Genomic DNA, 26350 nt, shown 5'->3' on the forward strand with positions numbered 1-26350 from the left:
CCGCGCGAGTTCGCTGTGACGGGCGGCGCCATGGCCCGGCGTACCGGGCCATGGCGCCTTGATCAGGCTTTGACCTTGGTCTTGTCCGCGCCGCCCTTCTTGCGCGGTTTCTTGGGCGCGGCGGCGGTGATCTCGAAGGTCAGCGCCCCGTCCTTCAGGTGAACCTTGACCTCGCCGCCGTTGACAAGCTTGCCGAACAGCAATTCCTCGGCCAGCGGCTGCTTGATCTTCTCCTGGATCAGCCGGCCCATCGGCCGCGCGCCATACAGCTTGTCGTAGCCACGCTCGGTCAGCCAGCCCTTGGCCGCATCGTCCAGGGTGATGTGGACATCGCGGTCGGCGAGCTGCAATTCGAGCTGAAGAATGAATTTTTCGACCACGCGCGAGACGACTTCCGGCGGAAGATAGCCAAACGGAACAATGGCATCCAGCCGGTTCCTGAATTCCGGCGTGAACATCTTGCGCACCGCTTCCTCATCCTCGCCCTCGCGCGTGACGTTGCCGAAGCCGACCGCCTCGCGCGCCATGTCGGACGCGCCGGCATTGGTCGTCATGATCAGGATGACGTTGCGGAAATCGACGGTCTTGCCGTGGTGGTCGGTCAGTTTGCCGTTGTCCATCACCTGCAACAGGATGTTGAACAGGTCCGGGTGCGCCTTCTCGATCTCGTCGAGCAGCAGCACCGAATGCGGTTGCTGGTCGACCGCGTCGGTCAGCAGCCCACCCTGATCATAGCCGACATAACCCGGCGGCGCGCCGATCAGCCGGCTGACCGAATGCCGCTCCATATATTCGCTCATGTCGAACCGCTGGAGCGGGATGCCCATAATCGCGGCTAGCTGGCGCGCGACCTCGGTCTTGCCGACGCCGGTCGGGCCGGTGAACAGATAGTTGCCGATCGGCTTGTCCGGATCGCGCAGGCCGGCGCGGCTCAGCTTGATGGCGGAGGCCAGCTTCTCGATCGCGGCGTTCTGGCCGAAAACCACCCGTTTCAGGTCGGTTTCCAGGCTGGCCAGCGACTTCTTGTCGTCGCTCGACACCGATTTCGGCGGGATGCGCGCCATCGTCGCGATCACCGCCTCGATCTCCTTCGGGGTGATGACCTTCTTGCGCTTCGACGGGGCGACCAGCATCTGCATCGCGCCGACCTCGTCGATCACGTCGATCGCCTTGTCGGGCAGCTTGCGGTCGTTGATGTAGCGCGCCGACAGCTCGACCGCCGACTTGATCGCGTCGGCGGTGTATTTGACGCTGTGGTGGCTCTCGAACGCCTGGCGCAGGCCGGCGAGGATCTTCACCGTATCCTCGATCGACGGCTCGTTGACGTCGATCTTCTGGAACCGGCGGAGCAGCGCGCGGTCCTTCTCGAAATGGTTGCGGAATTCCTTGTAGGTGGTTGATCCGATGCAGCGGATCACCCCGCCGGACAGTGCCGGCTTCAGCAGGTTGGACGCATCCATCGCCCCGCCGGACGTGGCGCCGGCGCCGATCACCGTGTGGATCTCGTCGATGAACAGGATCGCATCGGGCAGCTTCTCCAGCTCCGACACAACCGCCTTCAGCCGCTCCTCGAAATCGCCGCGATAGCGGGTGCCGGCAAGCAGCGCGCCCATGTCGAGCGAATAGATCACCGCCGGCTTCAGCACGTCGGGCACGTCGCCCTCGACGATCTTGCGCGCCAGCCCCTCAGCGATCGCCGTCTTGCCGACGCCGGGGTCGCCGACATAGAGCGGGTTGTTCTTCGACCGGCGGCAGAGGATCTGCACCGTCCGGTCGACCTCGGCCGAACGGCCGATCAGCGGATCGACCTTTCCGTCCTTCGCCTTGGCGTTAAGATCGACGCAGAACTGCTTGAGCGCGCTCTCGTTTTTCTGCTTGCCATCGGTCTTGGTGGCCTTCTCCTCCTCGGCGCCCTTGACCTCGCGCGGCTCCGGCGGTTGGCCGCCCTTGCCGACGCCGTGGCTGATGTAGCTGACCGCATCGAGGCGGCTCATATCCTGCTGCTGCAGGAAATAGACGGCATAGCTTTCGCGTTCGGAGAACAGGGCGACGAGCACGTTGCCTCCCGTCACCTCGTCGCGGCCGGACGACTGGACGTGGAGGATCGCGCGCTGGACGACCCGCTGGAAACCGGATGTCGGCGACGGATCGGTCTCGCCCTCGACGCGCAGCGCCTCCAGCTCGGTGTCGAGATAGGTCGTCACCTGGTCGCGCAATTCGTTCAAATCGACGCCGCATGCCACCATCACCTGTGCCGCGTCGGCATCGTCGATCAGCGCCAGCAGCAGGTGCTCCAGCGTCGCATATTCGTGGCGGCGGCCGGACGCCTGGGTAAGCGCCCGGTGCAGGGTGGCCTCTAGCGTTGGGGCAAAGGACGGCATTCGGTTCACTCCAGTGGGCCGCCGGTTCGGTTCGGCCCGTTCTACACCTATGTCGGAAGGCGTGACGCTCGCATCAAGGCCGGCGGCTTCATTGCCTGAATAGCGCGTCCGCGCTTGCGCGGTGGTTAACCGCACCTTCCAGTTTGCCGCGCGTTCTGGCGATTTCCGCCTCCAGCGCGGAGATACGTTCCTGCAACTCTGCAACCGACAGCGGGTCCAGATCCTGCCGGGCGAGCAGCGCCAGCGGATCGGCGGAACGGGCGGGTGAAAAGTCGTCCATGTCCATGCCGGGGAATGTTGACCCGATCCCCCGCCCTGTCAATAACGGCGCCGCCGCAAGACAGGGGGGCAAAGATGGTCTCGTCGACCGTAACCATGACCGCGATCGACCCGGCAGAGGCCGGCGGGCCAGAGGTGCTGCGCCCGGTCGAACGACCGGTGCCGTGCCCCGGCGCCGGTGAAGTGCTGATCCGTGTCGCCGCCGCCGGTGTCAACCGGCCAGACGTCATGCAGCGGCGCGGCCTTTACCCGCCACCGCCCGGCGCGCCGTCGATTCCGGGGCTGGAAGTCGCCGGCACCGTGGTCGCGCTTGGCGACGGCGTCGACGGCGTCAATCCCGGTGCCCGGGTCTGCGCGCTCGTCGCCGGTGGCGGCTATGCCGAATATGCGGTCGCGTCCGCCCGCCACTGCCTGCCGGTGCCGCCGGTCCTGACGATGGTCGAGGCGGCGGCGATGCCCGAAACCCTGTTCACCGTGTGGACCAACCTGTTCGAACGCGCCTATGCGGTCGACGGCGACGTCGTGCTGGTCCATGGCGGCACCAGCGGCATCGGCACAATGGCGATCCTGCTTGGCCGGCTGTTCGGGCTGACCGTTATCGTCACCGCCGGCAGTGCCGCGAAATGCGCCCGTGCGCTGGAAATCGGCGCCGCCCATGCGATCAACTACCGCGAGACGGATTTCGTCGAGGCGGTGAAGGAACTGACCGGCGGGCGCGGGGTCAACGCCGTGCTCGACATGGTCGGCGGCGACTATGTCGCCCGCAACATCGCCTGTCTCGCGGCGGACGGCCGCCATGTCTCCATCGCCATCCAGCGCGGCGGCGAGGCGACGGTGCCGTTATGGGCGATCATGCGCCGCCGGCTGACCCTGACCGGCTCGACGCTCAGGCCGCGTTCAGGTGAGTTCAAGGCATTGGTGGCCGACGAGCTCCGCCGCGAGGTGTGGCCGCATGTCGAGGCTGGCCGGCTGAAGCCGGTCATCGATTCCACCTTCGCGCTGGCGGAGGCGGGTGCGGCCCATGCCCGGATGGAGAGCGGGGAACATGTCGGCAAAATCGTCCTTACCGTCGCGTAGGGGCGACAGGGCGGAGTAGGGCGTTCAATGACGGTATTTGCGGCGCGGCTGGCGGCTGTGCTTTTGCTTGGTGTGTCCGCGGCGGCGCAGGCTGCCCAGCCGGGCGAGGCGGGTGCCGGCTTCAACCCGGATGAGGAGCTTGACGAGGAAATCGTCATTACCGGCCAGAAGCCGCGCGGGTCGGTGATCGGCGACATCCAGCCGGAATTACAGCTGAACGCCGCGGATATCCGCGCCTATGGCGTGGCGACGATCGCCGAACTGCTCGATGAATTGTCGGCGGAAACACGCAGCGACCGGGGCAGCGGCGGCGCGCCGGTGGTGTTGCTCAACGGCAAGCGGATTTCCGGCTTTTCGGAAATCCGCGACATCCCGACCGAGGCGATCCAGCGCACCGAGATCCTGCCGGAAGAAGTGGCGCTGAAATACGGCTACCGCGCCGACCAGAAGGTGGTGAACATCGTTCTGCGCCGCCGCTTCCGCGCGACGACGGTGGAGGCGGACGGGCGGACCAGCACCGACGGCGGCGGCACCGCCGTCCAGCTGGAGGGCACGCGCTTCCAGATTCGCGGCGACAACCGGTTGAACCTCAGCGTCGAATATCGCCACGCCGATCCGCTGCGCGAAAGCCAGCGCGATCTGGTGTCGCGTGCGGTCGGCGCGCCGTTCGCCGCCGCCGGTAATGTCGGTGCGGCGGGCGGTGGAGAAATCGATCCGGCGCTCAGCGCGCTGGCTGGCGAACCGGTGACCATTGCCGGGGTGACCGCCGGCGCGGCGGGCGGGATACCGTCACTCGCCGATTTCGTCGCGACCGCCGGTATCCCGCACCTCGACGACGTGACCCGTTACCGCACGCTGCGGCCGGCCAGCGAGCAGTTGTCGCTGAACGCGGTGCTCAGCCGGACGGTGCTCGGCAATGTCTCGGCCACGGTCAATGCCAGCCTTGACGTGACTGGCAGCGATTCGCTGAACGGCCTGCCCGGCATCAGTGTGATCGTGCCGGCGGCCAGCCCGTTCTCGCCCTTCGCCGACGATGTCACGCTTTACCGCTATCCCGCCGGCTTCGGGCCGCTGCGCCAGCGGGTGCGCGGTGTATCCGGCCATGCCGGGGTCGCGTTGAGCGGGATGGTCGCCGACTGGACATGGTCGCTGACCGGCAATTACGACCATGGCGAAAGCCGTACGGTCAGCGATGCCGGGCTGGACGCCAGCGCTTTGCAGGCGCGTCTCTCCGCCGGCGACCCGACGCTCAACCCCTATGGCGTATTGCCGGACGGGTTGGTCGCGCCGCGCGCGGCCAATCGGGCGCGCGGCATTTCGGATAGCGGCACGCTGGAACTGGTGGTCAGCGGCACGCTGGCGCGGTTGCCGGCCGGGGCGGTGACGACGACGGTCAAGGCCGGCGGCGCGGCGACCGGTTTCGAAAGCCGCTCCTGGCGCAACGGCATCGCCACCGCCGGCAGCCTGTCGCGCGAAACCGGGTCCGGCCAGCTCAACCTCGACCTGCCGATCGCCAGCCGGCGTAATCAGGTGCTCGCGGCGCTCGGCGACCTCAGCGTCAATTTCAACGCCGCCGTCGATCAGGTGTCTGACTTCGGCACGCTCACCACGATCGGCTATGGCGCCAACTGGTCGCCGACCCCGGCGCTGCGGCTGATCGCGTCGGTCACCAACGACGAAGCGGCGCCGGGCATGCAGCAACTGGGCAACCCGGTGGTACTGACGCCCGACGTGCGGGTGTTCGACTATATCCGCGGCGTCACCGCCTCCGTCACCCAGATCGACGGCGGCAACGCCGCGCTGCGCGCCACCGAACGGCGGGTGATCAAGCTCGGCGCCAATCTGAAGCCGACCGACAGCCTGACGCTCAGCGCCAATTTCATCAGCCGCCGCATCCGCAACCCGGTGGCGGCGCTGCCGGCGCCGACGGCGGAGATAGAGGCGGCCTTCCCCGATCGGTTCGTGCGCGATGCGGACGGCATATTGGTTCAGGTCGATGCGCGGCCGGTCAACTTCGCGCGGCGCAGCGGCAGTGAATTGCGCTGGGGGTTCAATTTCTCTCAGCGGCTGAAAACCTCCGAACGGGTGGCCGAGGCGCTGCGCGAGGCGGCGCGTGAACGCTGGGCGGCGATGGCTGCCGCGCGCAACGCGGCGGGGCAGGGGCCGCAGGGACAGGGAACGCAGGAGCCGGGCGCGCAGGGGCAGCGGCGCGGGCCGGGGCGTGGCGCCGGTGGCCCGCCGGGCGGCGGCTTTGGCGGGCGCGGCGGGGGCGGGCAGGCCGGCGGCCGGCTGCAACTGGCGCTCTATCACACCTGGCATTTCCGCGATGATGTGCTGGTCCGCCCCGGTCTGCCGGTGCTCGATCTGCTCGGCGGCGACGCGGTCGGCGGGCGCGGCGGACAGGCACGGCACGAACTGGAACTGCGCGCCGGCGTGTCGAAAGATGGTTATGGCCTGCGCCTGACCGGCGACTGGCAGAGCGCGACGCGGGTCAGCGGCGGCAGCAGCGGTACGCTGCGCTTTTCCGACCTCGCGACGGTCAATCTGCGGCTGTTCGCCAATCTCGGCCAGATTCCGTCACTGGCGCGGCAACGCTGGGCGCAAGGCGCACGGGTGTCGCTCTCCGTCGACAACATCTTCAACGCCCGCCAGACGGTGCGCGATGCGAGCGGCGTCGTCCCGATCAGCTACCAGCCCGGCTATCTCGACCCGATGGGCCGCACCGTCCGCGTCAACCTCCGCAAGCTGTTCTTCTGACCCGCGCCCGGATCGCCATCCTTGGGGCTATCGCTTGCGGACGAATTCGGCGCGCAGCACCAGCCCCTTGATGCCTTCGTAGCGGCAGTCGATCTCCTGCGCGTCGCCGGTCAGGCGGATGCTTTTGATGACGGTGCCGCGTTTCAGCGTCTGGTTGGTGCCCTTGACCTTCAGGTCCTTGATCAGTGTCACGCTGTCGCCGTCGGCCAGCGGATTGCCGACGGCATCGCGGACGTCGACGGCGGCGGCGCTGCTGGCAAGGGTCGACCGGGCAACCCATTCGCCCGATTCCTCGTCATAGACATAGTCGTCGTCGCTCATCGCAATGCGTCGCTCCCCGTTGGTCAGGCGCCGGCACCGTAGAGCGCCCGCGCGTCGCGGCGGAAGGCCGCGGAACTGTCCGGGCGCGAATAGAACATATGCCCGCCGGGGTACATATGCAGCTGGATGCGCTCCGCCTGGCCAAAGCCGGGCATCTGGTCGAGGATCAGGCGCGACCCGAAATAGGGGCAGGACAGGTCGTCCCAGCCGTGAACGATCATCGCCTTCATCTTCGGGTCGACGGCGATCGCCTTGCGCAGGTCGGTAACCGGCGTGTCGCTTTCGTCACGGTCCCATAGCCGGCCGACATCGTAGGACAGCGTCGCGTAATGCGCCTCGCTCTTCCAGCCGACCTGATTGGTGATGAAGTCGACGGCGGCGCTGGTCGTCGGTGCGATGATCCCGTCGAGCAGCGGGTCGCCGTAATTCGGCTCCGCCGCCGCCGGGAACGGGTCATAGGCGGTGACGTTGGAATCGTAGACGCTGCCGATCTGCCCGGTCGCGCGGTGCACCTCGCGCAGATAGGTGCGGATATCGACCCGCCCGTCCAGCCGCCGGACCAGCGCCGGGTCCAGCCCGGTATAGGCCGCGACCCGCGCCGAAAGCCGGTCGGTCGCCGCCTTGTCCTTGGCGCCTTTCAGGAAATCGCTGACGAATTCGCCGCGCGCATAATCCTCCACCTCGGCCATCGTCTCGGCCGACAGCTTGCCCTGCCGCTCGAAATGGCCGGCCGCCATCGCCGGCAGGTTGATCGCCCAAGGCAGCGGCGACAGGCTGGTCTCCTCACCGATCGCCGCCGGGTCGAGGTAGGGCGATACCATGATCAGCCCGCTCATCCCGACGCCCAGCCGGCTCTGCAGTTCGTAGGCGAGGCGCGGCACCCGGTAGCCGCCATAGCTTTCGCCGATCAGGTACTTGCGGCTGGTCATTCGCCCGTATTTGACCAGCCAGTCGTAGACGACGCGGCTCAGATACTCGATGTCGCTCTTGGCGGTGTAGAACGCCTTCTTGCTTTCCGCCTCGTCGACCAGACTGCGGGAAAATCCGGTGCCGACCGGGTCGATGAACACCATGTCGGTGAAGTCGATCCAGGTGCCGGGGTTGTCGCGCTGCACCGCGCTGTCCGACGCGCTGTCGCCGGCGGCGCCGAACGGCACCCGCTTCGGCCCGATCGCCCCCATGTTGAGGAAGACGGAGGCCGCGCCCGGCCCGCCGTTGAACGCGAATGTCACCGGCCGCGCCGTCGCCGCGCCGGGGACGACATAGGCGGTGTAGACGACTTCGCCGATCGCCTTGCCCCTGGCGTCGCGCAGGGTGATGTGGCCAACCGTCGCCTTGTATTTGATCACTCGCCCGTCGACCGTCACCGCCTGGTCGATCGTCTTGTCCTCCGACATCGGCGGCAGGCTGATCTCCGCTTTCGGCGCCTCCTTGGCGGCGGGCGCATCCGCTGCTGTTGCGGGCATGGGCAGGGCGGTCAGGGCGGTGGCGGCAAGGGCGGCGAGAAGCAGGCGCATCGGGGAAACCTCGCGGGATTGGAAGCGCTTGGGCTTAATCCATGCTCCCAAAGTATGAAAGGCCTCCCGTCAAGGCGCGCGCGAGAGCGCCTATTGCGGCAGCACCGCCGCGATCGCCGTCTGCCACCCGGCCAGCCGCGCAGTGCGCGCGTCGGCGGGAAGGGCTGGTTCAAAGCCGGTCGTCGCGCCGCGCATCGCCGTTGCATCTTCCAGCGTCGGGAACAGCCCGGCGCCAACCCCGGCGAGCATCGCCGCGCCCATCGCCGTCGTCTCGACGAAGGCCGGGCGCTCGACCGGAATCGCCAGCATGTCGGCCAGGTCCTGGGCGATCCAGTCGTTCGCTGCCATGCCGCCGTCGATGCGCAACCGGGCCCAGTCGGCGCCGTCGGCGGCAAAGGCGGTTTTCAGGTCATGAGTTTGGTGGGCCATCGCCTCGGCGGCGGCGCGGACGATGTGGGCGCGCCCGGCCGAAAAACTGAGACCGGACAGGGCGCCGCGCGCCTCCGGTTCCCACCATGGCGCGCCGAGGCCGGACAGGGCGGGGACCAGATAGACGCCGCCATTGTCGGCAACGGAACGGGCCAGCGCTTCCGTCTCCGCCGCCTCCGCGATCAGGCCCAGCCCGTCGCGCAGCCATTTGATCAGGCTGCCGGCGACGAACACCGATCCTTCCAGCGCGTAATGGCGCCGTCCGTCGATCTGGTGGGCGACGGTGGCGAGCAGCCGGTTGCGCGATGTCGGCAGGCGGGCGCCGGTGGCGGTCAGCACGAAGGCGCCGGTGCCGTAAGTCGCCTTGGTGTCGCCAGGGGACAAGCATGCCTGACCGATCGTCGCCGCCTGCTGGTCGCCGGCGAGGCCGCAGATCGGGATCGGCGTGCCGAACAGGTCCGCCGCCGTTTCGCCGAACTGCCCGGCACAATCGACGATTTCCGGCAGGATGGTGCGGGGCACCCCGAACAGGTCGCACAGTCCATCGTCCCAGCCGCCGCTGCCGATCGCCATCAGCGCGGTGCGCGAAGCATTGGTCGCGTCGCTGACGTGCAGGCCGCCGGTCAGTTTCCACACCAGCCAGGATTCGACCGTGCCGACCGCCAGTCGCTCCCCCGCCGCGCGCAATTGCGGCCAGTTGTCCAGCGCCCAGCCGATCTTGGATGCGGAGAAATAGGGATCGAGCAGCAGGCCGGTCCGCGCCTGCACCGAGGGTTCGTGCCCGGCCTCGCGCAGCGCGCGGCAGGTGTCGGCGGTGCGCCGGTCCTGCCAGACGATCGCCGGGCACAGCGGCTCACCGGTCGCCTTGTCCCAGAACAGGATCGTTTCGCGCTGGTTGGTGATACCGATCGCGGCGATCCGGCCCGGCCCGCCGGCCGCGGCAACCATTGCCCGTGCGCAGGCAAGGCTGCGCGCCCAGATTTCGGCCGCGTCATGCTCGACCAGTCCGGGGGCCGGGTAATGCTGGGTCAGCGCGGCGCTCTCGCTGCCCAGCACCGTGCCGTCCGCTGCGAACAGCATCGCCCGCGTCGACGTCGTGCCCTCGTCGATGACCAGGATCAGGTTGCGCACGTCGCCGCCGCTCAATCGCCGCTGCGCCGGGTCGCGCTCTCATCCCGCCTGGCGCGAAATTCCGAATCCGCGCTCCAGTTCGGCCAGGCCCGGCTGTTGGCCAGATCGCGGCCGACGGCATAAAGCAGCGCCATGTCGGGGCCAACGCCGCTCAGGTCCCAATCGGCGCTCCATTCGTCGGCGGGTTGGTGATACTGGTTCAGCGTATAGGCTTTGGACAGTTCCTCGCCGCGCGCCCGGCCACCGTCGATCAGGTCGCCGCCGGCGCCGAACGAGACGGCGGGAACGCCCTGCTTGGCGAAGGGGAAATGGTCAGACCGATAGAACAGTCCCGCTTCGGGCCGGGGGTCCGGGCTGAAACTGCGGCCCAGTTTCCGGCCCTCGGCGACCAGCAGGTCGAGCAGGCCGAGTTTCGCCGAACCGGATATGCTGAAATCGCGGGCGGCACCGGCGCCGATCGTCGCGTCCATGTTGATGACGCCGGCGGTCGTCGCCAGCGGGTAGACCGGGTTGCTGGCGTAATATTCGGAGCCGAGCAGCCCCTTCTCCTCGGCGGTGACGGCCAGGAAGATGATCGATCGGTCGGTGCGCGGCGCGGCGGCAAAGGCGCGCGCCATTTCCAGCATCATCGCGATGCCAGACGCATTGTCGCGCGCGCCGTTGTAGATGCGGTCGCCGCGCGCGTCGGGTTCGCCGATGCCCAGATGGTCCCAGTGGCCGGAATAGAGCACGGTTTCGTCCGGGTGCCGCGCGCCGGGCAGCCGGCCGAGCACGTTGTGTGACACGATCGTCTTCGTCGTCACCGCATAGCGGGCGCTGAATGTCGGTTTCAGTGTCACCGGCCGGAAATCGCGCTTGCGCGCCGCCGCCTTCATCTGCTCGAAATCGAGGCCTGACGCCTTGAACAGATCGGCGGCCAGGTCGCGCTGAATCCAGCCTTCCATCGCCGGGTGCTCGGCCGTCGGGTCGGCACGGACGATGTCGAACATCGTGTTGGTGTTGGAATTCTTGACTGTCGGCCAGCCGTAGGATGCCGGGGCGTATTCGTGGATGACCAGCGCGCCGATCGCGCCCTGCCGTGCCGCTTCCTCGAATTTATACGTCCAGCGGCCGTAATAGGTCATCGCCTTGCCGCCGAAATCGCCTTCGCCGCCCTCGAAATCGGGGTCGTTGATCAGCATGACGACAACCTTGCCCTTCAGGTCGGCGCCCTTGAAATCGTCCCAGTCGCGTTCCGGTGCCCTGACGCCGTAGCCGACGAAAACCAGCGGCGCGCCGGCGATAGCGACTTCGGTCTGGCCGGTCATCGCGGCGCGGATCGCGATCTCCTCGCCCTGGGTCAGCGCGCGGGTCTTGCCGTCGGTGGTGATCGACACCGCCGGGGTGCCGGCGATGTCGGCCTGCAGCAACGGCACGTCCTGCGTCCAGCCGCGCACGCCGTTCACCGCCGGTCCGCCCGGTTCCAGCCCGGCCGCCTTCATCTTGTCGATCAGGAAGGCGATTGTTTTGGTCTCTCCGGCGGTGCCCGGTCCGCGCCCCTCGAACGAATCGTCGGCAAGGGTGCGAATGTCGGCACTGATCCGCGCCGTGTCGAACTGCGGGGCGGGCTGGGCGGACAGCGCGGCAGGCAGCGCGACGGCGCCGGCAAGCAGGATGGCCTTGAAGGGGGACGTAAGCGGTGACATGGGCGGGAACTCCCGAAAATGGCATGCCTTTCGGCGGATAGCCCTGTCATAACCCGGCAACGTTCGGCGTCCACCCGTCCCGCGCTGCTACGGTGCCTATTTCCTGTTCGCTGTCGCGCGCCGCGCGGGCATTGACGGCGCCCCGGCGGCAAGGCCAAGAAATGCCGGATGAGTGAGGACAGGCGGACGATCGGGGAAGCGGCGCTCGACGCGGTGATCGGCCATGACCCGGCACCGGCCGAAGGCGCGCGCGCGTCGGTCGCCGATCGCCCCTATGTCGATCGCCGCCGCGATCGCCTGCTCGCTTCGCTGACCCTGATCGCCGGCACCGGCCTGCTGCTCGGCCTGCCCTTTGCTTTGAAGGCGGGCGCGGAATTCTTCCTGCCGGTGACGGCGGCGCTGGTCGTCGCCATCGCCTTCGTGCCGCTGCTCGAATGGCTGGAACGGCGGCGGGTGCCGTCCGGGCTGGCCGCGTTCGCCTGCCTGCTGATCTTCATCGCTCTCGCCAACATCGCGCTGGCGGCGATCGTGGTGCCGGCGACGGCGTGGTTCCAGGCGCTGCCCGAACGCATCCCGCAGATCCAGGCCAATATCGCACCGCTGATCGACGCGTTCGCCAATCTTCAGCGTTTCGTCGATGACACGATGCGGATGCTGGTCGCCGGCCCGGTCGCGGCGGCGCAGGCGGAAGCGGTGGCGGCGCCGACCTCGCTGATGGCCTATGTCTCCTCCGCGCCATCGGCGGCGATCCAGTTGCTGTTCGTGCTGCTCGTCATCTTCTTCTTCCTGTCGGGCTGGACCCGGCTCCGGCGCTGGACGATCACCAGCCGGGGCAGCTTCGACGGCGCGCTGGCGACGGCGCGGGTGATCCAGAACGTCGTCGATGCGACCTCGGCCTATATCGGCACGATCACCATCATCAACATGGGGCTGGGGCTGGCCGTCGCGGCGGCGGTCTGGGCGCTTGGTATGCCGTCGCCGCTGATGTGGGGCGGCATCGTCGCGCTGCTCAACTACATCCCCTATCTCGGCCCGATCCTCGCCGCGGTGCTGATGGCGCTGGGCGGGCTGATGACCTTCAACGAGATCAGCTGGGCGCTGCTGCCGGCGGCGGTGCAGATCGCCTTTCACACGGTCGAGGCGAATGTGATCACCCCGCTGATTCTCGGCCGGCGGCTGACGATCAACCCGCTGCTGATCCTGATCTCGCTCAGCTTCTGGGGCTGGGTGTGGGGCACGCCTGGCGCGCTGCTCGCGGTGCCGCTGCTGATCATCATCCAGACGATCGTCGGCGCCGCCGGCAAGCCGGATATAGCCGGTTTTCTGTTTGAAGACGGCACGCTGACCCATGTCGGCGACGACGCGGACGCGGCGGATGACGATTAGGGCCGGCGCATTGCTTGACAGCCCCCGGCCGCTCCCCTAGTTGGCCCGCTCCACGCGCAAGCGGGTGTAGCTCAGTTGGTTAGAGCGCCGGCCTGTCACGCCGGAGGTCGCGGGTTCGAGCCCCGTCACTCGCGCCATCCATCAATGGATGGCGCAGCGCCTTCATCGCATCGCAGATCAGCGCCAGCGCCCGGTTTCCATCCAGCGCAGCAGCGGTTTCAGCGGCAATATCCAGACGATGCCGAGCACCAGATAGATCGGCGCCTGGACCAGCGCCGGCAGTGCCCCGATCACGTCGGAAAATCCGACAACCAATGTAGACCACAGTGCGATCAGCGCGAGGATCAGCAGCATTCCTGCGGGCTTGCGCCAGTTCGGCTTCATGCGTCGCCCCGGTCGCGCGCGATCCATTCGCGTTCAGTCAGCACCGCGTCGAGCGCGATGTCCCATGGCTCCTCGGGCACGAACGGCACCTCCTGAATGCTCCATGCCACGCCGACGCGGATCGCGTCCGGATAGCGGGCGAAAGCGCGGTCGTAATGGCCGCCGCCCTGGCCGACGCGGTGGAGCCGCCGGTCGAACGCGACCAGTGGCACCAGAATCAGGTCCGGCGCGACTTCACCGGCGGTGGCGCGGTCCGGCTGGCGCAGGCCGAACGGCCCGTCGATCAGCGGCGCGCCCGGCGTCCAGGCCAGAAAGCGCAGCGGCACTGCCCGGCTCTCGACAAAGGGGAGGGCGACCTGCCTGCCTTGGTCTACGGCGAAGGCGATCAGCGCGGCCGGGTCTGCCTCGCTGGCGATCGGCAGATAGGCGGCAACGGTGGTGGCCGCGTCGATCAGCCCGCGCAGCGGCCCCGGTGGGGTGCTGAACGCAAGGGCGGCGGCGCGGGGGTCAAGCCCGGCGACGAAGCCATCGCGGCGGGCGCGCACGTCCCGGCGCAGGCCGGGCTTGGTCGGAAAATCGCTCACCCGGCCTGAATAGGCCGCCCGGCGGCGGGAGGGAAGGGCGGGTGACGGGACCGCCATGGCCGTTTGCCGGAATATCCTCTGACGCCATAAACGTCAGGTGGGGACCATGTTACCGGGCCAGGGCCCGCCAAGAGACAGTCCCCTTGGATGTGTAATCGCCTCAGGGATATGAAAGGCGCGCACCGGGCAGTACCCGTCACCAGCCAATCTAGGTGTTCGCGGCCGATCCCTCAAGCCTGTCGGCAACCTGTTCGACCCGTTCCGCCAGCCGCTCGATCGCCAGCGCGACGCCGGGGTCGGGCGCGGTGGCGTCCGGGGCCGGGGCGCCGGCGGCGCGGATGACGCCGGCGCGCGCCGTCTCGGCGTCGTTCAGCGCATCGGCGAGCAGCAGCGCGGCGAACAGCAACTGGCGGACTTCGTTCAGCCCGCCGGCGCTGGCGCTGGCCTCGGCCGCCTTGGCGTCGACGATCCGGCCGATGCGGCGCAGATGGTCTTCCTCGCCGTCACGGCAACTGACGGCGTAGTAGCGCCCGCCGATCTCCAGATTCACTTCCGCCATACGCACCCCCGGAAATCGCGGTCAGCCGATCAGTCGATCGAGCGCGTCGATCGCCTCCTGGGTCCGGCTGCGCAGCTTGTCGTGCCGGCGGTTCAGCGCCGCCAGGTCCTGGTCCAGCGTCGCGTCCCGCACCGCGCGGTCGGCGGCGGTTTCGGCGCGGGTCAGCGCCCGCTCCAGCCGGCCGATCGCAATGATGAGACGATCGTCTGTCATGGAATCTTAACTAGCACGTCCAACGCACGGGGCAAGCGACTCCCGAAGGTCTGGCGAAGGCGTGGCGGTTGACGCATCGCGATGCGCGGGACAAAGGATCGCGCGCTTGCCGGCGACTCGCCGCGCCGATCGATCGCCATAGCGGCGATCTCAGACGGGAACCGCCATGACTGTTGCACATGACCAGCTCGCCAACGCAATCAGGGCACTGGCGATGGATGCGGTGGAAGCGGCCAATTCCGGCCATCCCGGCATGCCGATGGGCATGGCGGATGTCGCCACCGTGCTGTTCCGCGATTATCTGAAATTCGACCCGGCAGAGCCGCGCTGGCCGGACCGGGACCGATTCGTTCTGTCCGCCGGGCATGGCTCGATGCTGCTCTACGCGCTGCTGCACCTGTCGGGCTATGCGCGGCCGACGATCGACGACATCCGCAATTTCCGCCAGCTCCACAGCCCGTGCGCCGGCCACCCGGAAAATTTCGAACTGGCCGGAGTCGAAACGACGACCGGTCCGCTGGGGCAGGGTTTCGCCACCGCCGTCGGCATGGCGGCGGCGGAACGCCATCTGAGCGCGGTGTTCGGCGACGCGCTGGTCGATCATCGCACCTGGGTGATCGCGGGCGACGGCTGCCTGATGGAAGGGATCAACCACGAGGCGGTCGGTCTCGCCGGCCATCTCGGCCTCGGCCGGCTGATCGTGCTGTGGGACGACAACCGCATCACCATCGACGGCGCAACCAGCCTGTCGACCAGCGAGGATATCGCCGCCCGCTACACCGCCGGCGGCTGGCATGTCGTCGCCTGCGACGGCCATGACCCGGCCGACATCGCCCGCGCGATAGACGCGGCGCTGGCCGATCCGCGGCCGTCGCTGGTCGCGTGCAGGACGGTCATCGGTCGCGGCGCCCCCAACAAGCAGGGCACGTCGGCCACCCACGGCGCGCCGCTTGGCGCGGAAGAAGTGGCGGCAACGCGGGCCGCGCTCGGCTGGAACCACCCGCCATTCGAAATCCCGGCGGATATCAAGGCGGCGTGGGAAGGGTTCGGCGCGCGTGGCGCGGCGGCCCGTGTCGATTGGGCGGCGCGGCTGAGTGGCGCTGCCGACGGCGCCGAATTCACACGCCGGATGGACGGCCGCCTGCCGGACGGCTGGAGCATCGGCGGCCATATCGCCGGGCTGCTTGCCAATCCGGTCAAGGTCGCGACGCGCAAGGCGTCCGAACTCGCGCTGGAAGCGATCAACCCCGCCGTACCGGAAACCGTGGGCGGTTCGGCGGACCTTACCGGGTCCAACAACACCCGCACCAAGGGGCTGACCGTTCTCGACCGTGCCGATTATGCCGGGCGCTACGTCAATTACGGCATCCGCGAATTCGGCATGGCGGCGGCGATGAACGGCATGGCGCTGCACGGCGGGGTCATCCCCTATGGCGGCACCTTCATGGTGTTTTCCGATTACTCGCGCGCGGCGATCCGTCTCGGCGCGTTGCAGCGTGCCCGCGTCGTCCATGTGATGACCCATGATTCGATCGGGCTGGGCGAAGACGGGCCGACCCACCAGCCGGTCGAACATCTGATGGCGTTGCGCGTCATCCCCAACCTCGACGTCTACCGCCCGTGCGACGCGGTCGAGACCGCCGAATGCTGGGCGCTGGCGCTGGAGCGGGCTGACGGCCCGTCGCTGCTCGCACTCAGCCGCCAGAACCTGCAGCAGTTGCGGACGGACGCGGACGAGAACCGCTCGGCAAAGGGCGCCTACCGCCTGCGTGCCGCCGCTGCCGCGCGCCGGGTGGTGCTGGTCGCCAGCGGGTCCGAAGTCGAAATCGCCGTCGCGGTGCGCGACCGGCTGGAAGCGGACGGCATCGGCGCCGACGTCGTGTCGATGCCGTGCTGGGAACGCTTCGACGCCCAGCCGCAGGCCTACCGCGATGCGACCCTGCCCGACGACACGCTGCTCGTGTCGATCGAGGCGGGTTCGACGATCGGCTGGGAACGCTATGTCGGGCGCCATGGGCTGCGCTTCGGCATTGACGGGTTCGGTGCATCGGCGCCGGCGGCGGACCTGTTCCGCACGTTCGGGCTGACGGCCGACCAGATCACGCCGCAGATCGTTGCGGCCCTTGAAGCGAGGAGTTGAAAGACATGGCAGTGAAGGTCGCGATCAACGGGTTCGGGCGCATCGGCCGGCTGGTCGCCCGCGCCATTCTGGAGCGCGCCGACAGCGGGCTCGAACTGGTCGCGGTCAACGACCTCGCCGATGCCAAGGCCAATGCCTGGCTGTTCTCGCGCGATTCCGTCCACGGCAAATATCCCGGCACCGTCGCCGCCGACGGCAACGACCTGGTGATCGACGGCAAGCGGGTCCGCGTCACCGCGGAACGCGATCCGGCCAACCTGCCGCATAAGGAACTGGGCGTCGACATCGCGCTCGAATGCACCGGCTTCTTCACCGACCGGGCGAGCGCGCAGAAGCATCTCGATGCGGGTGCGAAGCGGGTGCTGATCTCCGCTCCGGGCAAGAATGTCGACCTGACCGTCGTCTTCGGCGTCAACCACGACAAACTGACCGCCGAGCACAAGATCGTTTCCAACGCGTCCTGCACCACCAACTGCCTGGCGCCGGTCGCCAAGGTGCTGCACGAAAAGATCGGTATCGAGCGCGGGCTGATGTGCACCGTCCACGCCTACACCAACGACCAGAAGATTCTCGATCAGGTCCATTCCGACATGCGGCGCGCCCGTGCGGCGGCGGTGTCGATGATCCCGACGACGACCGGTGCTGCCCGCGCGGTGACCGAAGTGATGCCGGAACTGAAGGGCAAGCTCGACGGCTCCGCCATCCGCGTGCCGGTGCCGGACGTCAGCCTGATCGACCTGACCTTCACCCCGTCGCGCGACACGACGGTGGAGGAAGTCAACGCGCTGCTGAAGGCGGCGGCCGAAAGCGGCCCGCTCGCCGGCATCCTCGACTATACGGACGAACCGCTGGTCTCGATCGACCTGCAGCACAGCCCGGCCTCGTCGACGATCGACAGCCTCGAAACCGCGGTGCTGGAAGGCAAGCTGGTCCGCGTGCTGTCATGGTACGACAATGAATGGGGCTTCTCGAACCGGATGGTCGATACCGCCGGCGCGATCGCGAAGCTGCTCTGACGGCGGCGAGGGCGGGATGACCAGCTACAGGACGCTCGACGCCATCGGCGACGTCTCCGGCAAGCGCGTGCTTGTTCGTGAGGATCTGAACGTGCCGATGGCGGACGGCCGGGTCAGCGATGACACCCGGCTGCGCGCGACGATCGAGACGGTCGCCGAACTGGCCGATCGCGGCGCGATCGTCCTGTTGCTCGCCCATTTCGGCCGGCCGAAGGGCAAGGTCGACCCGGCGCTGTCGCTGGCGCCGCTGACCCGTCCCTATTCGGCGCTGCTCGGCCGCGAGGTGACGTTCGTCGGCGATTGCCAGGGGCCGACGGCGGAAGCCGCCGTCGCCGCGTTGACCCCGGGCAGCATCGCCATCCTCGAAAACACCCGCTTCCACCCGGGGGAACTGACCAACGACCCGGCGCTGGTCGCCGCGATCGCGAAGCTCGGCGACCTTTACGTCAACGACGCCTTCTCCGCCGCCCACCGCGCCCACGCCTCGACCGAGGGGCTGGCCCATGTCCTGCCGGCTTTTGCCGGGCGGGCGATGGAAAAGGAACTGGCCGCGCTCGAAAAGGCGCTCGGCAACCCGGATCATCCGGTCGCGGCGGTGGTCGGCGGCGCCAAGGTATCGACCAAGCTCGACGTGCTGCGCCATCTGGTGAGCAAGGTCGATCATCTGATCATCGGCGGCGGCATGGCCAACACCTTCCTCGCCGCGCGTGGCGTCGCCGTCGGCAAGTCGCTGTGCGAGCATGACCTGACCGATACGGCCGAAGCGATCCTGGACGCCGCCGACCGGGCGCAGTGCATCGTCCACCTGCCTTACGACGTGGTGGTGGCGAAGGAATTTCGCGCCGATCCGCCGACCCGCACCGTCAACGTTCACGAAGTCGCGCCCGACGAGATGATCCTCGACATCGGCCCGGCGGCGACCGAGGCGCTGGCCGATGCGCTGAAGACCTGTCGCACGCTGGTGTGGAACGGGCCGCTCGGCGCGTTCGAAACCCCGCCGTTCGACACCGCGACGGTCAGCCTCGCGCGTACCGCAGCCGCGCTCACCCGCGAAGGCTCTCTGGTCTCCGTCGCCGGGGGCGGGGACACCGTCGCGGCGCTGAACCAGGCCGGCGTTGCCGGGGATTTCACCTTCGTGTCGACCGCGGGCGGTGCCTTCCTTGAATGGATGGAAGGAAAAGAATTGCCTGGAATCAAGGCTTTAACTGTCTGATCTCCCGCGCGCCGCCGCAACATTTGCGACGGCGCGCCCGGAGGATTATCGGGGATTGTTACAGTTCCGAGTCACCGATAGCCCGCGCCTGGAGTCCTTCCCATCGACCAGATCGCCGCCCTACCTTACCGCATCGACGCGGACGGCCACGCTTATGTGATGCTGATAACCTCGCGGGAAACCAAGCGTTGGGTGCTGCCCAAGGGTGACCTGATGAAAGGCTACGCCCCGCACGAAGCGGCGGCGTTCGAGGCGTTCGAGGAAGCCGGGCTGCGCGGTATCCCGTGCCCGACCGCGCTCGGCACCTTCCCCTATCTGAAACGCCGCCGCACCGGGCGCACCCACCGGCTGGTCGTCACCGTCTTTCCGTTTTCCGTCGTCGAGCAGGTCGACGACTGGCCGGAACGCAGCGAGCGCCACACCCAGTGGTTCGCGCTCGACGATGCGGTCGAGGCGGTCGACGAGCCGGAACTGAAAGAGCTGATCGCCGGCTTTTCGGAGCCGCCGATTCCGCCGGAACTGGCCCACCGCGTGTTCCCCGGCTTCACGGTACGGACCAAGCGCAAGATCCGCCTTGTCGGCTGGTTCCAGGCGTTGATGCCGAAGCAGGGCCAGTTCTTCGACCTGTTCGAAGCGCATGCCCAGACGCTCGTCGCCGGCGCCGACGCGCTCGCCCGCCTGCTCCACAACGAAGGGGAAACCGGCGACCATATCCGCGAGATTGTTGATCGCGAGCACGAGGCCGACGCGATCATCCGCGAAGTTCTGCAGGACGTTCGCCGCGTTTTCGTAACCCCGTTCGACCGCAGCGCCATCGCCGATCTGATCGGGGTCATGGACGATGCGATCGACCAGATGCACGGCACCGCCAAGGCCATCGAGCTGTACGGCTTGACCAGCTTCGCGCCGGAAATGCGCGACATGGCCGGCATCGTCGTCGAAGCGGCGCGGGTGACAGCGGAAGCGATTCCGTTGCTGCGCTCGCTTGGCGACAATGCTGGCCGCCTGCACGAACTGACGGCGCGGTTGATCCAGATCGAAGGGCATGCGGACGACATCCACGACGCCGGGCTGAAAGCTTTGTTCAAAACGCATGGCGACGGCAACCCGATGGCCTTCATCGTCGGGCGCGAAATCTACAGCCATCTGGAAAAGATCATCGATCGTTTCGAGGACGTCGCCAACGAGATCGAGGGTCTCGTGATCGACCACGCCTGATCCGCCGCGATGGAACTGTCCTTCCCGTTACTGGTCGGTCTGATCGGGGTCGCGTTGCTGTTCGATTTCCTGAACGGCCTGCACGACGCCGCCAATTCGATCGCCACCGTCGTGTCGACGCGGGTGCTGAAACCACATCACGCGGTGCTGTGGGCGGCATTCTTCAACTTCATTGCCTTCACCGTGTTTGGCCTCCACGTCGCCGAGACCGTTGGGACCGGCATCGTGTCGGCCAACATCATTGATCCGCAGGTGATCTTTGCGGCGTTGATTGGTGCGATCGCCTGGAACGTCGCGACCTGGTTGTTCGGTATCCCGTCAAGCAGCAGCCATGCGCTGATCGGCGGCTTGCTCGGCGCCGGCATCGCCAAGGCGGGGTTCGACGTGATCGTCTGGACCGGTGTGCTGAAGACGGTTGCCGCGATCGTGCTGTCGCCGGGTGTTGGCCTGCTGCTCGCGTTACTGCTGGTCCTGTTCGTGGCGTGGAGCAGCATCCGGCTGACGCCGCTTGCGGTCGACCGCCGCTTCCGCAAGCTCCAGCTGGTCTCGGCCGCGCTCTATTCGCTGGGTCATGGCGGCAACGACGCGCAGAAGACGATGGGGATCATCGCCGTACTGCTCTATTCGCAGGGGATGCTGGGCGGGACATTCCATGTCCCGATGTGGGTGGTCCTGTCGTGTCAGGCGGCAATGGCGCTTGGCACCGCGTCGGGCGGCTGGCGGATCGTCCACACCATGGGATCGAAGATCACGCGGCTGACCCCGGCGATGGGGTTCTGCGCTGAAACCGGCGGCGCGATCAGCCTGTTCGCGGCGACCTGGATGGGGGTGCCGGTATCCTCGACCCACACGATCACCGGCGCGATTGTCGGCGTCGGGGCGTCGCGGCGGTTGTCGGCGGTGCGCTGGAACGTCGCTAATAACATCGTCATTGCCTGGGTGGTGACATTGCCCGCGGCGGGGCTGATCGGCGCCGTAACTTACGCCATTGTCGGCCTGCTCACTTAGGTTGATGACTCAATGGGGCCACTCGGAGACGACGGCGACGAGCGCGATGGCGGCGAGATAGTTTTGGGCGTGTCGGTCATATCGGGTGGCGATGCGTCGCCAGTTGTTGAGCCTGCCGAAGAGGCGCTCGATGACATTTCTTCGCCGGTATGCCCGTCGATCGAGAGGATATGGCGTCCGGCGCGCGGCGGTTGAGGGGATGACAGCCTTGACCGGCCGTTCCGCGAGCCAGTTACGCAGACTGTCGGCGTCATAGGCTTTATCGGCAAGCAGGCGCTTTGGCGGCACCACCGAGGCGAGCAGCGGGATGGCGATGCTGATGTCGGCGATATTGCCCGGTGTCAGGGTGATGGCGACCGGTCTGCCGCGATCGTCGGCCAGGCAATGGACCTTGCATGTCCTGCCGCCGCGCGAGCGCCCGATCGCTTCTTCAAACTCCCCCTTTTTAAGCCCGCCGCCGAGCGGTGTGCTTTGACGTGGCTGCTGTCGATCGACAGTTCCTTCGGCACTGGACCTGACGCGGCAATCTTCTCGAACAGCCGCTGCCAGATACGGCGCTGCGACCAGCGGTTATAGCGATTGTAGATCGTGGTGGGCGGCCCATAAGCTGCCGGAACATCGCGCCACCGGCACCCCGTCTTGAGGACATGCAATATACCGGAAATCACTGTCCGGTCATCGATACGCGGCTTGCCTGCCTTGCCGTGGGGAAGGTGCGGCTCAATCGCCGACCATGCTTCATCCGATAGCCAGAACAGATGACGTGACATACCCACTCCCGCACAAACCAAAAGAAGATGAATATTTATCACAAAATATCAAAGGTATATATAGGTTCTTAACCTAGGGGCTACTCACATTCCATTTCGCCGTCACGATTCATGCCACGCGCCACTCCGGGGAGCGGAGATCATAGCAATCACGTTGCCCGTCATGCCGATTGACAAATCGTGATTCATATATAGAAGATAATTGTACATATAAAATACGCTACCTAAAGGGGGATGTGATGAAGGCTAGATTGCTCGTTGGGGTGTCGATCATTCATGCGTTGGGGGTTGCGGCGCCCGCGTTGGCGCAGGCTGATAGCGCGCTCCAGTCTCAGGCGGCGGTTGTGAGCGGTGAGACGATCGTCGTTACCGCGCGCCAATCTGTCGATACGTCGGCGGAAACGATCAAAGAGCAGTCCACAGGTATCGTAGACTCGATCACATCGGAGCAGATCGAAAAGACGGTCGATCTAACGCTGCCCGAGGTGCTCGATCGTGTTGTGGGAGTAAGTTCCGACGGCTTTTACGGCAGCAGCGAGCCGGGCTATGTTTCGCTGCGGGGCTTCGATTCCCGCTATAACAGCATGGATATCGACGGAAATCCGATCTGGTTCAGCAGTCAGAACAATCGCGGCGCGCAGATCGGCATGTTTCCATCGGCGATCATCAAGGAATCTAGCGTCTACAAGACCGTGACGCCAGGCCTCGACGCCAACTCGATCGGTGGCCATATTTCGATGCGCACGCTGCGGGCGTTCGACGGCGGCGCGCAGCCTCACCTGAAGGGCGGCTATCGGATCGGCTTCCCTGAGCGACGCAGCACCGTCAACGGTGGGCCGTCCAGCCAGATCTATGGCGCCGGAAAATTCACGTTCGGCGCGGACAACCAATATGGCTTCGTATTCGGGTTCAATCGACAGCGCACGGCGGACTCCGACGATTTCGGTTCGATCGGCGGCTATACCCAGGTGGTCGGTCCCGACGGCATGCTGCACGACCAGGTCAACAGCAACGTGTTCACCGACAGCGCTTATGACAAGACGGTTCGCAATACCGCCGTCTTTGCCAAGCTGGAAACGCGGGTCGAGGACAAGCTTTACGCATTCATCTCGGGCAATCTGTTCAACGAGCAGCGCAATATGTATTTGCAACGCTCTGGACCGTTCATCTCGAATACGGGCGGGCGCACCGTCACGCAGACCGGCCCCGGTCAGGCGAACTTCACCAACGGCCAAGGCCAGGTGCGCGAATATGATTACGACATGCAGCGCAAGGCGAAGGTGCTGGGATTCGGGATCGATTACCGGGTCACCGAGAAGGGGTCGCTCTCCATCCGCGGCAACTACACCGATTATTCGAACGACACGCTGACGCGTAATATCGGCAACGGCTTCCGGCTGAGCAACGTCAACGGCTTTTACGATATCAACGGCAATGTGCCGATCATCAGGGTAGCCGACCCCGCGACGTATAACGATCCGTCGCGCTGGATTTATTCGAATTCGGCTACCGGCACCTATAACCGCACGCAGCCGCTGCGGGACGATGTTTATACATTGGGCGCGGTCCTGAATTACAATAATCAGGCATCGGCAGAAGGGCTGGGGGCATCCGGCGGCGTCAACTGGGTTCGCCTCGATCGCAGCTTCGATCAGGATTACACTTACCATTCGCTGAAAAGCGGCGTGACGCTGAACCTCGCGCAGGTCACCCCCGCAGGGTCGACGATGTTTAACAATCGGGCGGCGATCAATAATTATGACGCCTTTTGGACGTTCATGACCGATCCAGCCAAGGTGAACATCACAGCCGATGAATCGGCGACAGCGGACTATGTACTGCGCGAAGATGTCCTCGCGGCGCACGGCGCGGTTTATTACGCGCTGGATCGGCTGAAACTCGTCGCGAGCCTGCGCTATGAACATACCAATGCCGTGACCGACACCAGCCAGCTTGTCTCCGGCGTTATCGAGCCGCAGCACCGCTCCAAACGCTATGGAAACCTGCTGCCGGGCGTACATGTCTCCTATGACGCGACCTCACGTCTGAAGTTGCGGGCGGCCTTTACGAAAACCCTTGGGCGTCCCGATTTCGCCGATTTTGCACCGGGGACAACGACCACCTTCGATTCCAACGGCGTGGCGCTGATCCGTGGCAGTAATGCCGATATCGGCCCGCGGGTTTCGACAAATTATGACGCAAGCATCGAATATTATCTCGATAATGGGCTGCTGGCCGTCGCGGTATTCCAGAAGGATCTAAAGGACGAGATTTTCAGCCAGCGGACCGAGATATTCGACTCCGCCGGCATGTTGGAGGAGATCCGCACGGTTCCGCTGAATACCGGTTCCGCCAAGGTGAGGGGCATTGAACTGACGGCTTCGAAGCGGAAGCTCGATTTCCTGCCCGCGCCGTTCGACAAGTTCGGGATATCCGCGAACTACACCTTTCTGGATGGCCGCTGGGATGTTGTCTTTACCGATGGCAGCACACGTGCCGTCGGCGGATTGCGCAACCAGCCGAAATGGCTTGCCAATGTGCAACTCAGCTATGATGCGGGACCGCTGGATGTCAATATCAACTACCGCGCGCGAGGACGCACCTTTACCGGAAGCTTCGGCACCGACACCACAGGCGATATCTGGATACGTCCCTATGATCGGATCGATGCGCAGGTTGCGCTGCAGGTCAATAAATGGCTGGGGCTGACGTTCGATGCCAAGAATATCACCAACAGCTATTACATCCAGTCAACGGGTACTGAGGATTCTCTATACAATTCTGTGGGCGAAGGAAGGAGCTATTGGGTCGGCGCTCGCTTGAAATATTAAGGCGTTCCGATCTGATTGTGTGGGGGGCTCGTCCATCTTGGCATGATGGTCAGCGGAGATGGACGGGCTCTTTCCCATGACAGTAATTCCGGTTAGGAAATAGGTGATGTGGGATCTGGCGGCGGGGATATTGGCTTGCATCTTGGTCGCGGCGGCCACCGAATCCACGCCGGAGGCCGCGGCCCGTGCTGCGAATCCGGCGGCACCCGCATCAGCGGTGGTTGGCCAGGCCCTGGCGCCGTGGTCGGAAGGATATCTCGATATCCATCATATCAATACCGGCCGGGGCAATGCCGCTTTCTTCATTTTTCCCGACGGGACGAGCATGATCTTCGATGCGGGGGCTCTGGAAGACGATTGGGGGAGGAATGTGGCCCCGCTGGTGCTCGGGCTGGCCCTGCCTAACCCCAGCCGCCGCCCCGGAGAGTGGATTGCGGACTATATCGATCAGTTCAAACGGCCGGGAATGGCCGGCATCGATTATGCATTGATATCGCATTTCCATGCCGATCATTACGGGCGGGTCCAATTTACGTCGCCGGCTTCAGCGCATGGCAACTGGAAGCTGGCAGGCATCACCGACGTTGCCGAGCGGTGGCCGCTCGGAACCCTCATCGACCGGGATTATCCGGCCTATGATTTCCCCGTCGCGCAGCGCGGGACGAAAGATAAAAGCCTTTCAAACTACTTCCGGTTTGCGGACGGCCTCGCGACTTCCGGCCGATCGAAAGTGGAGCGTTTCGCGGTAGGCCGCGACGACCAGATCGTGCTCAAATATGATCCGGAACGGTATCCGACTTTTTCAGTGCGCAACATCGCCGCAAACGGCGCGGTGTGGACGGGATCGGGATCGGCCAGCCGGAACGTGCTGGACGTCGGGCAGATCGCCGACGGCAAGGGCAAGTTCAACGAAAATCCGCTCTCGCTGATGATCCGGCTGGATTACGGCGATTTCGACTATGTGACCGGCGGCGATACGACCGGGGTCCATACGCCCGATCAACCCGAATGGTTCGACATGGAAAGCAAGATCGCACCGGTGGTCGGCGAAGTCGACGCCCTGTCACTCAACCATCACGGCAACCGCGACGCCACCAATGCCGACTGGCTGCGTGCGTTGCAGCCGCGTATCATCGTGCAGCAGACATGGACATCGGACCACCCCGGCGGCGATGTGGTGGCGCGGATTACGTCCAAAACCTTATGGCCGGGGCAGCGCGATATCTTTGCGACCCATATTCAGGAGCCGACCAAGATTGCGATCGGGCCCTGGCTGACACGGAATTACCGCAGCATGGATGGCCACGTGGTGATCCGCGTCCAGCCTGGCGGCGGAGCATATGACGTCTATATTCTCGATGATCGCAGTACCGACCGAAAGGTGAAGGCGCACTTTGGCCCTTATCAAAGTCGACAGTGACGCTTGGTTGCCGGTGGCGAGCTGAGCAGCA

20 protein-coding genes, 1 tRNA gene and 1 pseudogene are annotated in these 26350 nt (G+C 66.1%); 11 read left to right on the forward strand and 11 right to left on the reverse strand.

What is annotated here, in order from left to right:
- Nucleotides 1–62 precede the first annotated feature (62 nt).
- Both clpA and ACMT1E_RS03760 read right to left on the reverse strand, forming a co-directional pair.
- Nucleotides 63–2381 (reverse strand): ATP-dependent Clp protease ATP-binding subunit ClpA, encoded by a 2319-nt coding sequence (gene clpA / locus ACMT1E_RS03755; RefSeq protein ID WP_414902352.1) that lies wholly within the window; start codon nt 2379–2381, stop codon nt 63–65.
- A gap of 88 nt (nt 2382–2469) precedes the next feature.
- The gene (locus ACMT1E_RS03760) at nt 2470–2667 is read right to left on the reverse strand and encodes a DUF1192 domain-containing protein (RefSeq protein WP_414902353.1); all 198 of its coding nucleotides are present in this window, start codon (nt 2665–2667) and stop codon (nt 2470–2472) included.
- Between the two features lie 68 nt (nt 2668–2735).
- Between ACMT1E_RS03760 and ACMT1E_RS03765 the strand changes: the two genes are divergently transcribed.
- Nucleotides 2736–3737: an NAD(P)H-quinone oxidoreductase gene (locus ACMT1E_RS03765; RefSeq protein ID WP_414902354.1), complete on the forward strand. Its 1002-nt coding sequence runs from the start codon at nt 2736–2738 to the stop codon at nt 3735–3737.
- Between the two features lie 27 nt (nt 3738–3764).
- Complete coding sequence (locus ACMT1E_RS03770) at nt 3765–6494, forward strand: TonB-dependent receptor (protein WP_414902355.1); 2730 nt, start codon at nt 3765–3767, stop codon at nt 6492–6494.
- A 27-nt stretch (nt 6495–6521) separates the two neighbouring features.
- Here ACMT1E_RS03770 and ACMT1E_RS03775 read toward each other — a convergent pair whose 3' ends face one another.
- From ACMT1E_RS03775 to ACMT1E_RS03790, 4 genes are all read right to left on the reverse strand, one after another.
- The gene (locus ACMT1E_RS03775) at nt 6522–6815 is read right to left on the reverse strand and encodes an alkylphosphonate utilization protein (RefSeq protein ID WP_414902356.1); all 294 of its coding nucleotides are present in this window, start codon (nt 6813–6815) and stop codon (nt 6522–6524) included.
- A gap of 23 nt (nt 6816–6838) precedes the next feature.
- A complete protein-coding gene (locus ACMT1E_RS03780; protein WP_414902357.1) occupies nt 6839–8332 on the reverse strand; it encodes a S10 family peptidase in 1494 nt (497 codons plus the stop codon).
- 90 nt (nt 8333–8422) lie between these two features.
- Complete coding sequence (locus ACMT1E_RS03785; protein ID WP_414902358.1) at nt 8423–9892, reverse strand: glycerol kinase; 1470 nt, start codon at nt 9890–9892, stop codon at nt 8423–8425.
- Nucleotides 9893–9903: 11 nt separating this feature from the next.
- Nucleotides 9904–11577, reverse strand: a complete 1674-nt coding sequence (locus tag ACMT1E_RS03790) for a M28 family metallopeptidase (protein ID WP_414902359.1) — start codon at nt 11575–11577, stop codon at nt 9904–9906.
- Nucleotides 11578–11745: 168 nt separating this feature from the next.
- Between ACMT1E_RS03790 and ACMT1E_RS03795 the strand changes: the two genes are divergently transcribed.
- Together ACMT1E_RS03795 and ACMT1E_RS03800 are read left to right on the forward strand one after the other, a co-directional pair.
- Nucleotides 11746–12963, forward strand: coding sequence for an AI-2E family transporter (locus ACMT1E_RS03795; RefSeq protein ID WP_414902360.1), 1218 nt, complete (start codon nt 11746–11748; stop codon nt 12961–12963).
- 60 nt (nt 12964–13023) lie between these two features.
- Nucleotides 13024–13100 (forward strand) — tRNA-Asp (locus ACMT1E_RS03800).
- Nucleotides 13101–13140: 40 nt separating this feature from the next.
- On the opposite strand, the gene ACMT1E_RS03805 is transcribed toward ACMT1E_RS03800, so the two are convergent.
- The 4 genes from ACMT1E_RS03805 to ACMT1E_RS03820 all read right to left on the reverse strand — a co-directional run bounded on the left by ACMT1E_RS03805 (nt 13141) and on the right by ACMT1E_RS03820 (nt 14703).
- Nucleotides 13141–13347, reverse strand: a complete 207-nt coding sequence (locus tag ACMT1E_RS03805; RefSeq protein ID WP_414902361.1) for a DUF2842 domain-containing protein — start codon at nt 13345–13347, stop codon at nt 13141–13143.
- Nucleotides 13344–13931 (reverse strand): 5-formyltetrahydrofolate cyclo-ligase, encoded by a 588-nt coding sequence (locus ACMT1E_RS03810; protein WP_414902362.1) that lies wholly within the window; start codon nt 13929–13931, stop codon nt 13344–13346. Before ACMT1E_RS03810 ends, ACMT1E_RS03805 begins: the two co-directional genes overlap by 4 nt.
- A gap of 208 nt (nt 13932–14139) precedes the next feature.
- Complete coding sequence (locus tag ACMT1E_RS03815) at nt 14140–14490, reverse strand: cell division protein ZapA (protein WP_414902363.1); 351 nt, start codon at nt 14488–14490, stop codon at nt 14140–14142.
- Between the two features lie 21 nt (nt 14491–14511).
- Entirely contained in the window at nt 14512–14703 is a 192-nt protein-coding gene (locus ACMT1E_RS03820; RefSeq protein ID WP_414902364.1) for a hypothetical protein, read from the reverse strand.
- A gap of 166 nt (nt 14704–14869) precedes the next feature.
- Here ACMT1E_RS03820 and tkt point away from each other — a divergent pair, with 166 nt between their 5' ends.
- From tkt to ACMT1E_RS03845, 5 genes are all read left to right on the forward strand, one after another.
- Complete coding sequence (gene tkt, locus ACMT1E_RS03825; RefSeq protein WP_414902365.1) at nt 14870–16843, forward strand: transketolase; 1974 nt, start codon at nt 14870–14872, stop codon at nt 16841–16843.
- A 5-nt stretch (nt 16844–16848) separates the two neighbouring features.
- Complete coding sequence (gap, locus tag ACMT1E_RS03830) at nt 16849–17859, forward strand: type I glyceraldehyde-3-phosphate dehydrogenase (protein ID WP_414902366.1); 1011 nt, start codon at nt 16849–16851, stop codon at nt 17857–17859.
- A gap of 16 nt (nt 17860–17875) precedes the next feature.
- On the forward strand, nt 17876–19072 hold the full coding sequence (locus ACMT1E_RS03835) for a phosphoglycerate kinase (RefSeq protein ID WP_414902367.1): 1197 nt from the start codon (nt 17876–17878) through the stop codon (nt 19070–19072).
- A 102-nt stretch (nt 19073–19174) separates the two neighbouring features.
- Nucleotides 19175–20290 (forward strand): DUF47 family protein, encoded by a 1116-nt coding sequence (locus ACMT1E_RS03840; protein WP_414903265.1) that lies wholly within the window; start codon nt 19175–19177, stop codon nt 20288–20290.
- 9 nt (nt 20291–20299) lie between these two features.
- Complete coding sequence (locus tag ACMT1E_RS03845; protein ID WP_414902368.1) at nt 20300–21298, forward strand: anion permease; 999 nt, start codon at nt 20300–20302, stop codon at nt 21296–21298.
- Between the two features lie 9 nt (nt 21299–21307).
- Here ACMT1E_RS03845 and ACMT1E_RS03850 read toward each other — a convergent pair.
- A pseudogene (locus ACMT1E_RS03850) lies at nt 21308–22068 on the reverse strand (IS5 family transposase).
- Between the two features lie 239 nt (nt 22069–22307).
- Here ACMT1E_RS03850 and ACMT1E_RS03855 point away from each other — a divergent pair.
- Entirely contained in the window at nt 22308–24899 is a 2592-nt protein-coding gene (locus tag ACMT1E_RS03855) for a TonB-dependent receptor (RefSeq protein WP_414902369.1), read from the forward strand.
- A 106-nt stretch (nt 24900–25005) separates the two neighbouring features.
- A complete protein-coding gene (locus ACMT1E_RS03860) occupies nt 25006–26319 on the forward strand; it encodes a metallohydrolase (RefSeq protein ID WP_414902370.1) in 1314 nt (437 codons plus the stop codon).
- Nucleotides 26320–26350 lie beyond the last annotated feature (31 nt).

The sequence above is a fragment of the Sphingomonas flavalba genome (genome assembly GCF_047553045.1).
Classification (GTDB): Bacteria; Pseudomonadota; Alphaproteobacteria; order Sphingomonadales; family Sphingomonadaceae; genus Sphingomonas_L; species Sphingomonas_L flavalba_A.

What these genes read in the sequence shown, in the direction of transcription:
- clpA (WP_414902352.1), bottom strand. Translation starts at nt 2,381, where the DNA reads ATGCCGTCCTTTGCCCCAACGCTAGAGGCCACCCTGCACCGGGCGCTT.
- ACMT1E_RS03760 (WP_414902353.1), bottom strand. Translation starts at nt 2,667, where the DNA reads ATGGACATGGACGACTTTTCACCCGCCCGTTCCGCCGATCCGCTGGCG.
- ACMT1E_RS03765 (WP_414902354.1), top strand. Translation starts at nt 2,736, where the DNA reads ATGGTCTCGTCGACCGTAACCATGACCGCGATCGACCCGGCAGAGGCC.
- ACMT1E_RS03770 (WP_414902355.1), top strand. Translation starts at nt 3,765, where the DNA reads ATGACGGTATTTGCGGCGCGGCTGGCGGCTGTGCTTTTGCTTGGTGTG.
- ACMT1E_RS03775 (WP_414902356.1), bottom strand. Translation starts at nt 6,815, where the DNA reads ATGAGCGACGACGACTATGTCTATGACGAGGAATCGGGCGAATGGGTT.
- ACMT1E_RS03780 (WP_414902357.1), bottom strand. Translation starts at nt 8,332, where the DNA reads ATGCGCCTGCTTCTCGCCGCCCTTGCCGCCACCGCCCTGACCGCCCTG.
- ACMT1E_RS03790 (WP_414902359.1), bottom strand. Translation starts at nt 11,577, where the DNA reads ATGTCACCGCTTACGTCCCCCTTCAAGGCCATCCTGCTTGCCGGCGCC.
- ACMT1E_RS03795 (WP_414902360.1), top strand. Translation starts at nt 11,746, where the DNA reads ATGAGTGAGGACAGGCGGACGATCGGGGAAGCGGCGCTCGACGCGGTG.
- ACMT1E_RS03805 (WP_414902361.1), bottom strand. Translation starts at nt 13,347, where the DNA reads ATGAAGCCGAACTGGCGCAAGCCCGCAGGAATGCTGCTGATCCTCGCG.
- ACMT1E_RS03815 (WP_414902363.1), bottom strand. Translation starts at nt 14,490, where the DNA reads ATGGCGGAAGTGAATCTGGAGATCGGCGGGCGCTACTACGCCGTCAGT.
- ACMT1E_RS03820 (WP_414902364.1), bottom strand. Translation starts at nt 14,703, where the DNA reads ATGACAGACGATCGTCTCATCATTGCGATCGGCCGGCTGGAGCGGGCG.
- tkt (WP_414902365.1), top strand. Translation starts at nt 14,870, where the DNA reads ATGACTGTTGCACATGACCAGCTCGCCAACGCAATCAGGGCACTGGCG.
- gap (WP_414902366.1), top strand. Translation starts at nt 16,849, where the DNA reads ATGGCAGTGAAGGTCGCGATCAACGGGTTCGGGCGCATCGGCCGGCTG.
- ACMT1E_RS03835 (WP_414902367.1), top strand. Translation starts at nt 17,876, where the DNA reads ATGACCAGCTACAGGACGCTCGACGCCATCGGCGACGTCTCCGGCAAG.
- ACMT1E_RS03845 (WP_414902368.1), top strand. Translation starts at nt 20,300, where the DNA reads ATGGAACTGTCCTTCCCGTTACTGGTCGGTCTGATCGGGGTCGCGTTG.
- ACMT1E_RS03855 (WP_414902369.1), top strand. Translation starts at nt 22,308, where the DNA reads ATGAAGGCTAGATTGCTCGTTGGGGTGTCGATCATTCATGCGTTGGGG.
- ACMT1E_RS03860 (WP_414902370.1), top strand. Translation starts at nt 25,006, where the DNA reads ATGTGGGATCTGGCGGCGGGGATATTGGCTTGCATCTTGGTCGCGGCG.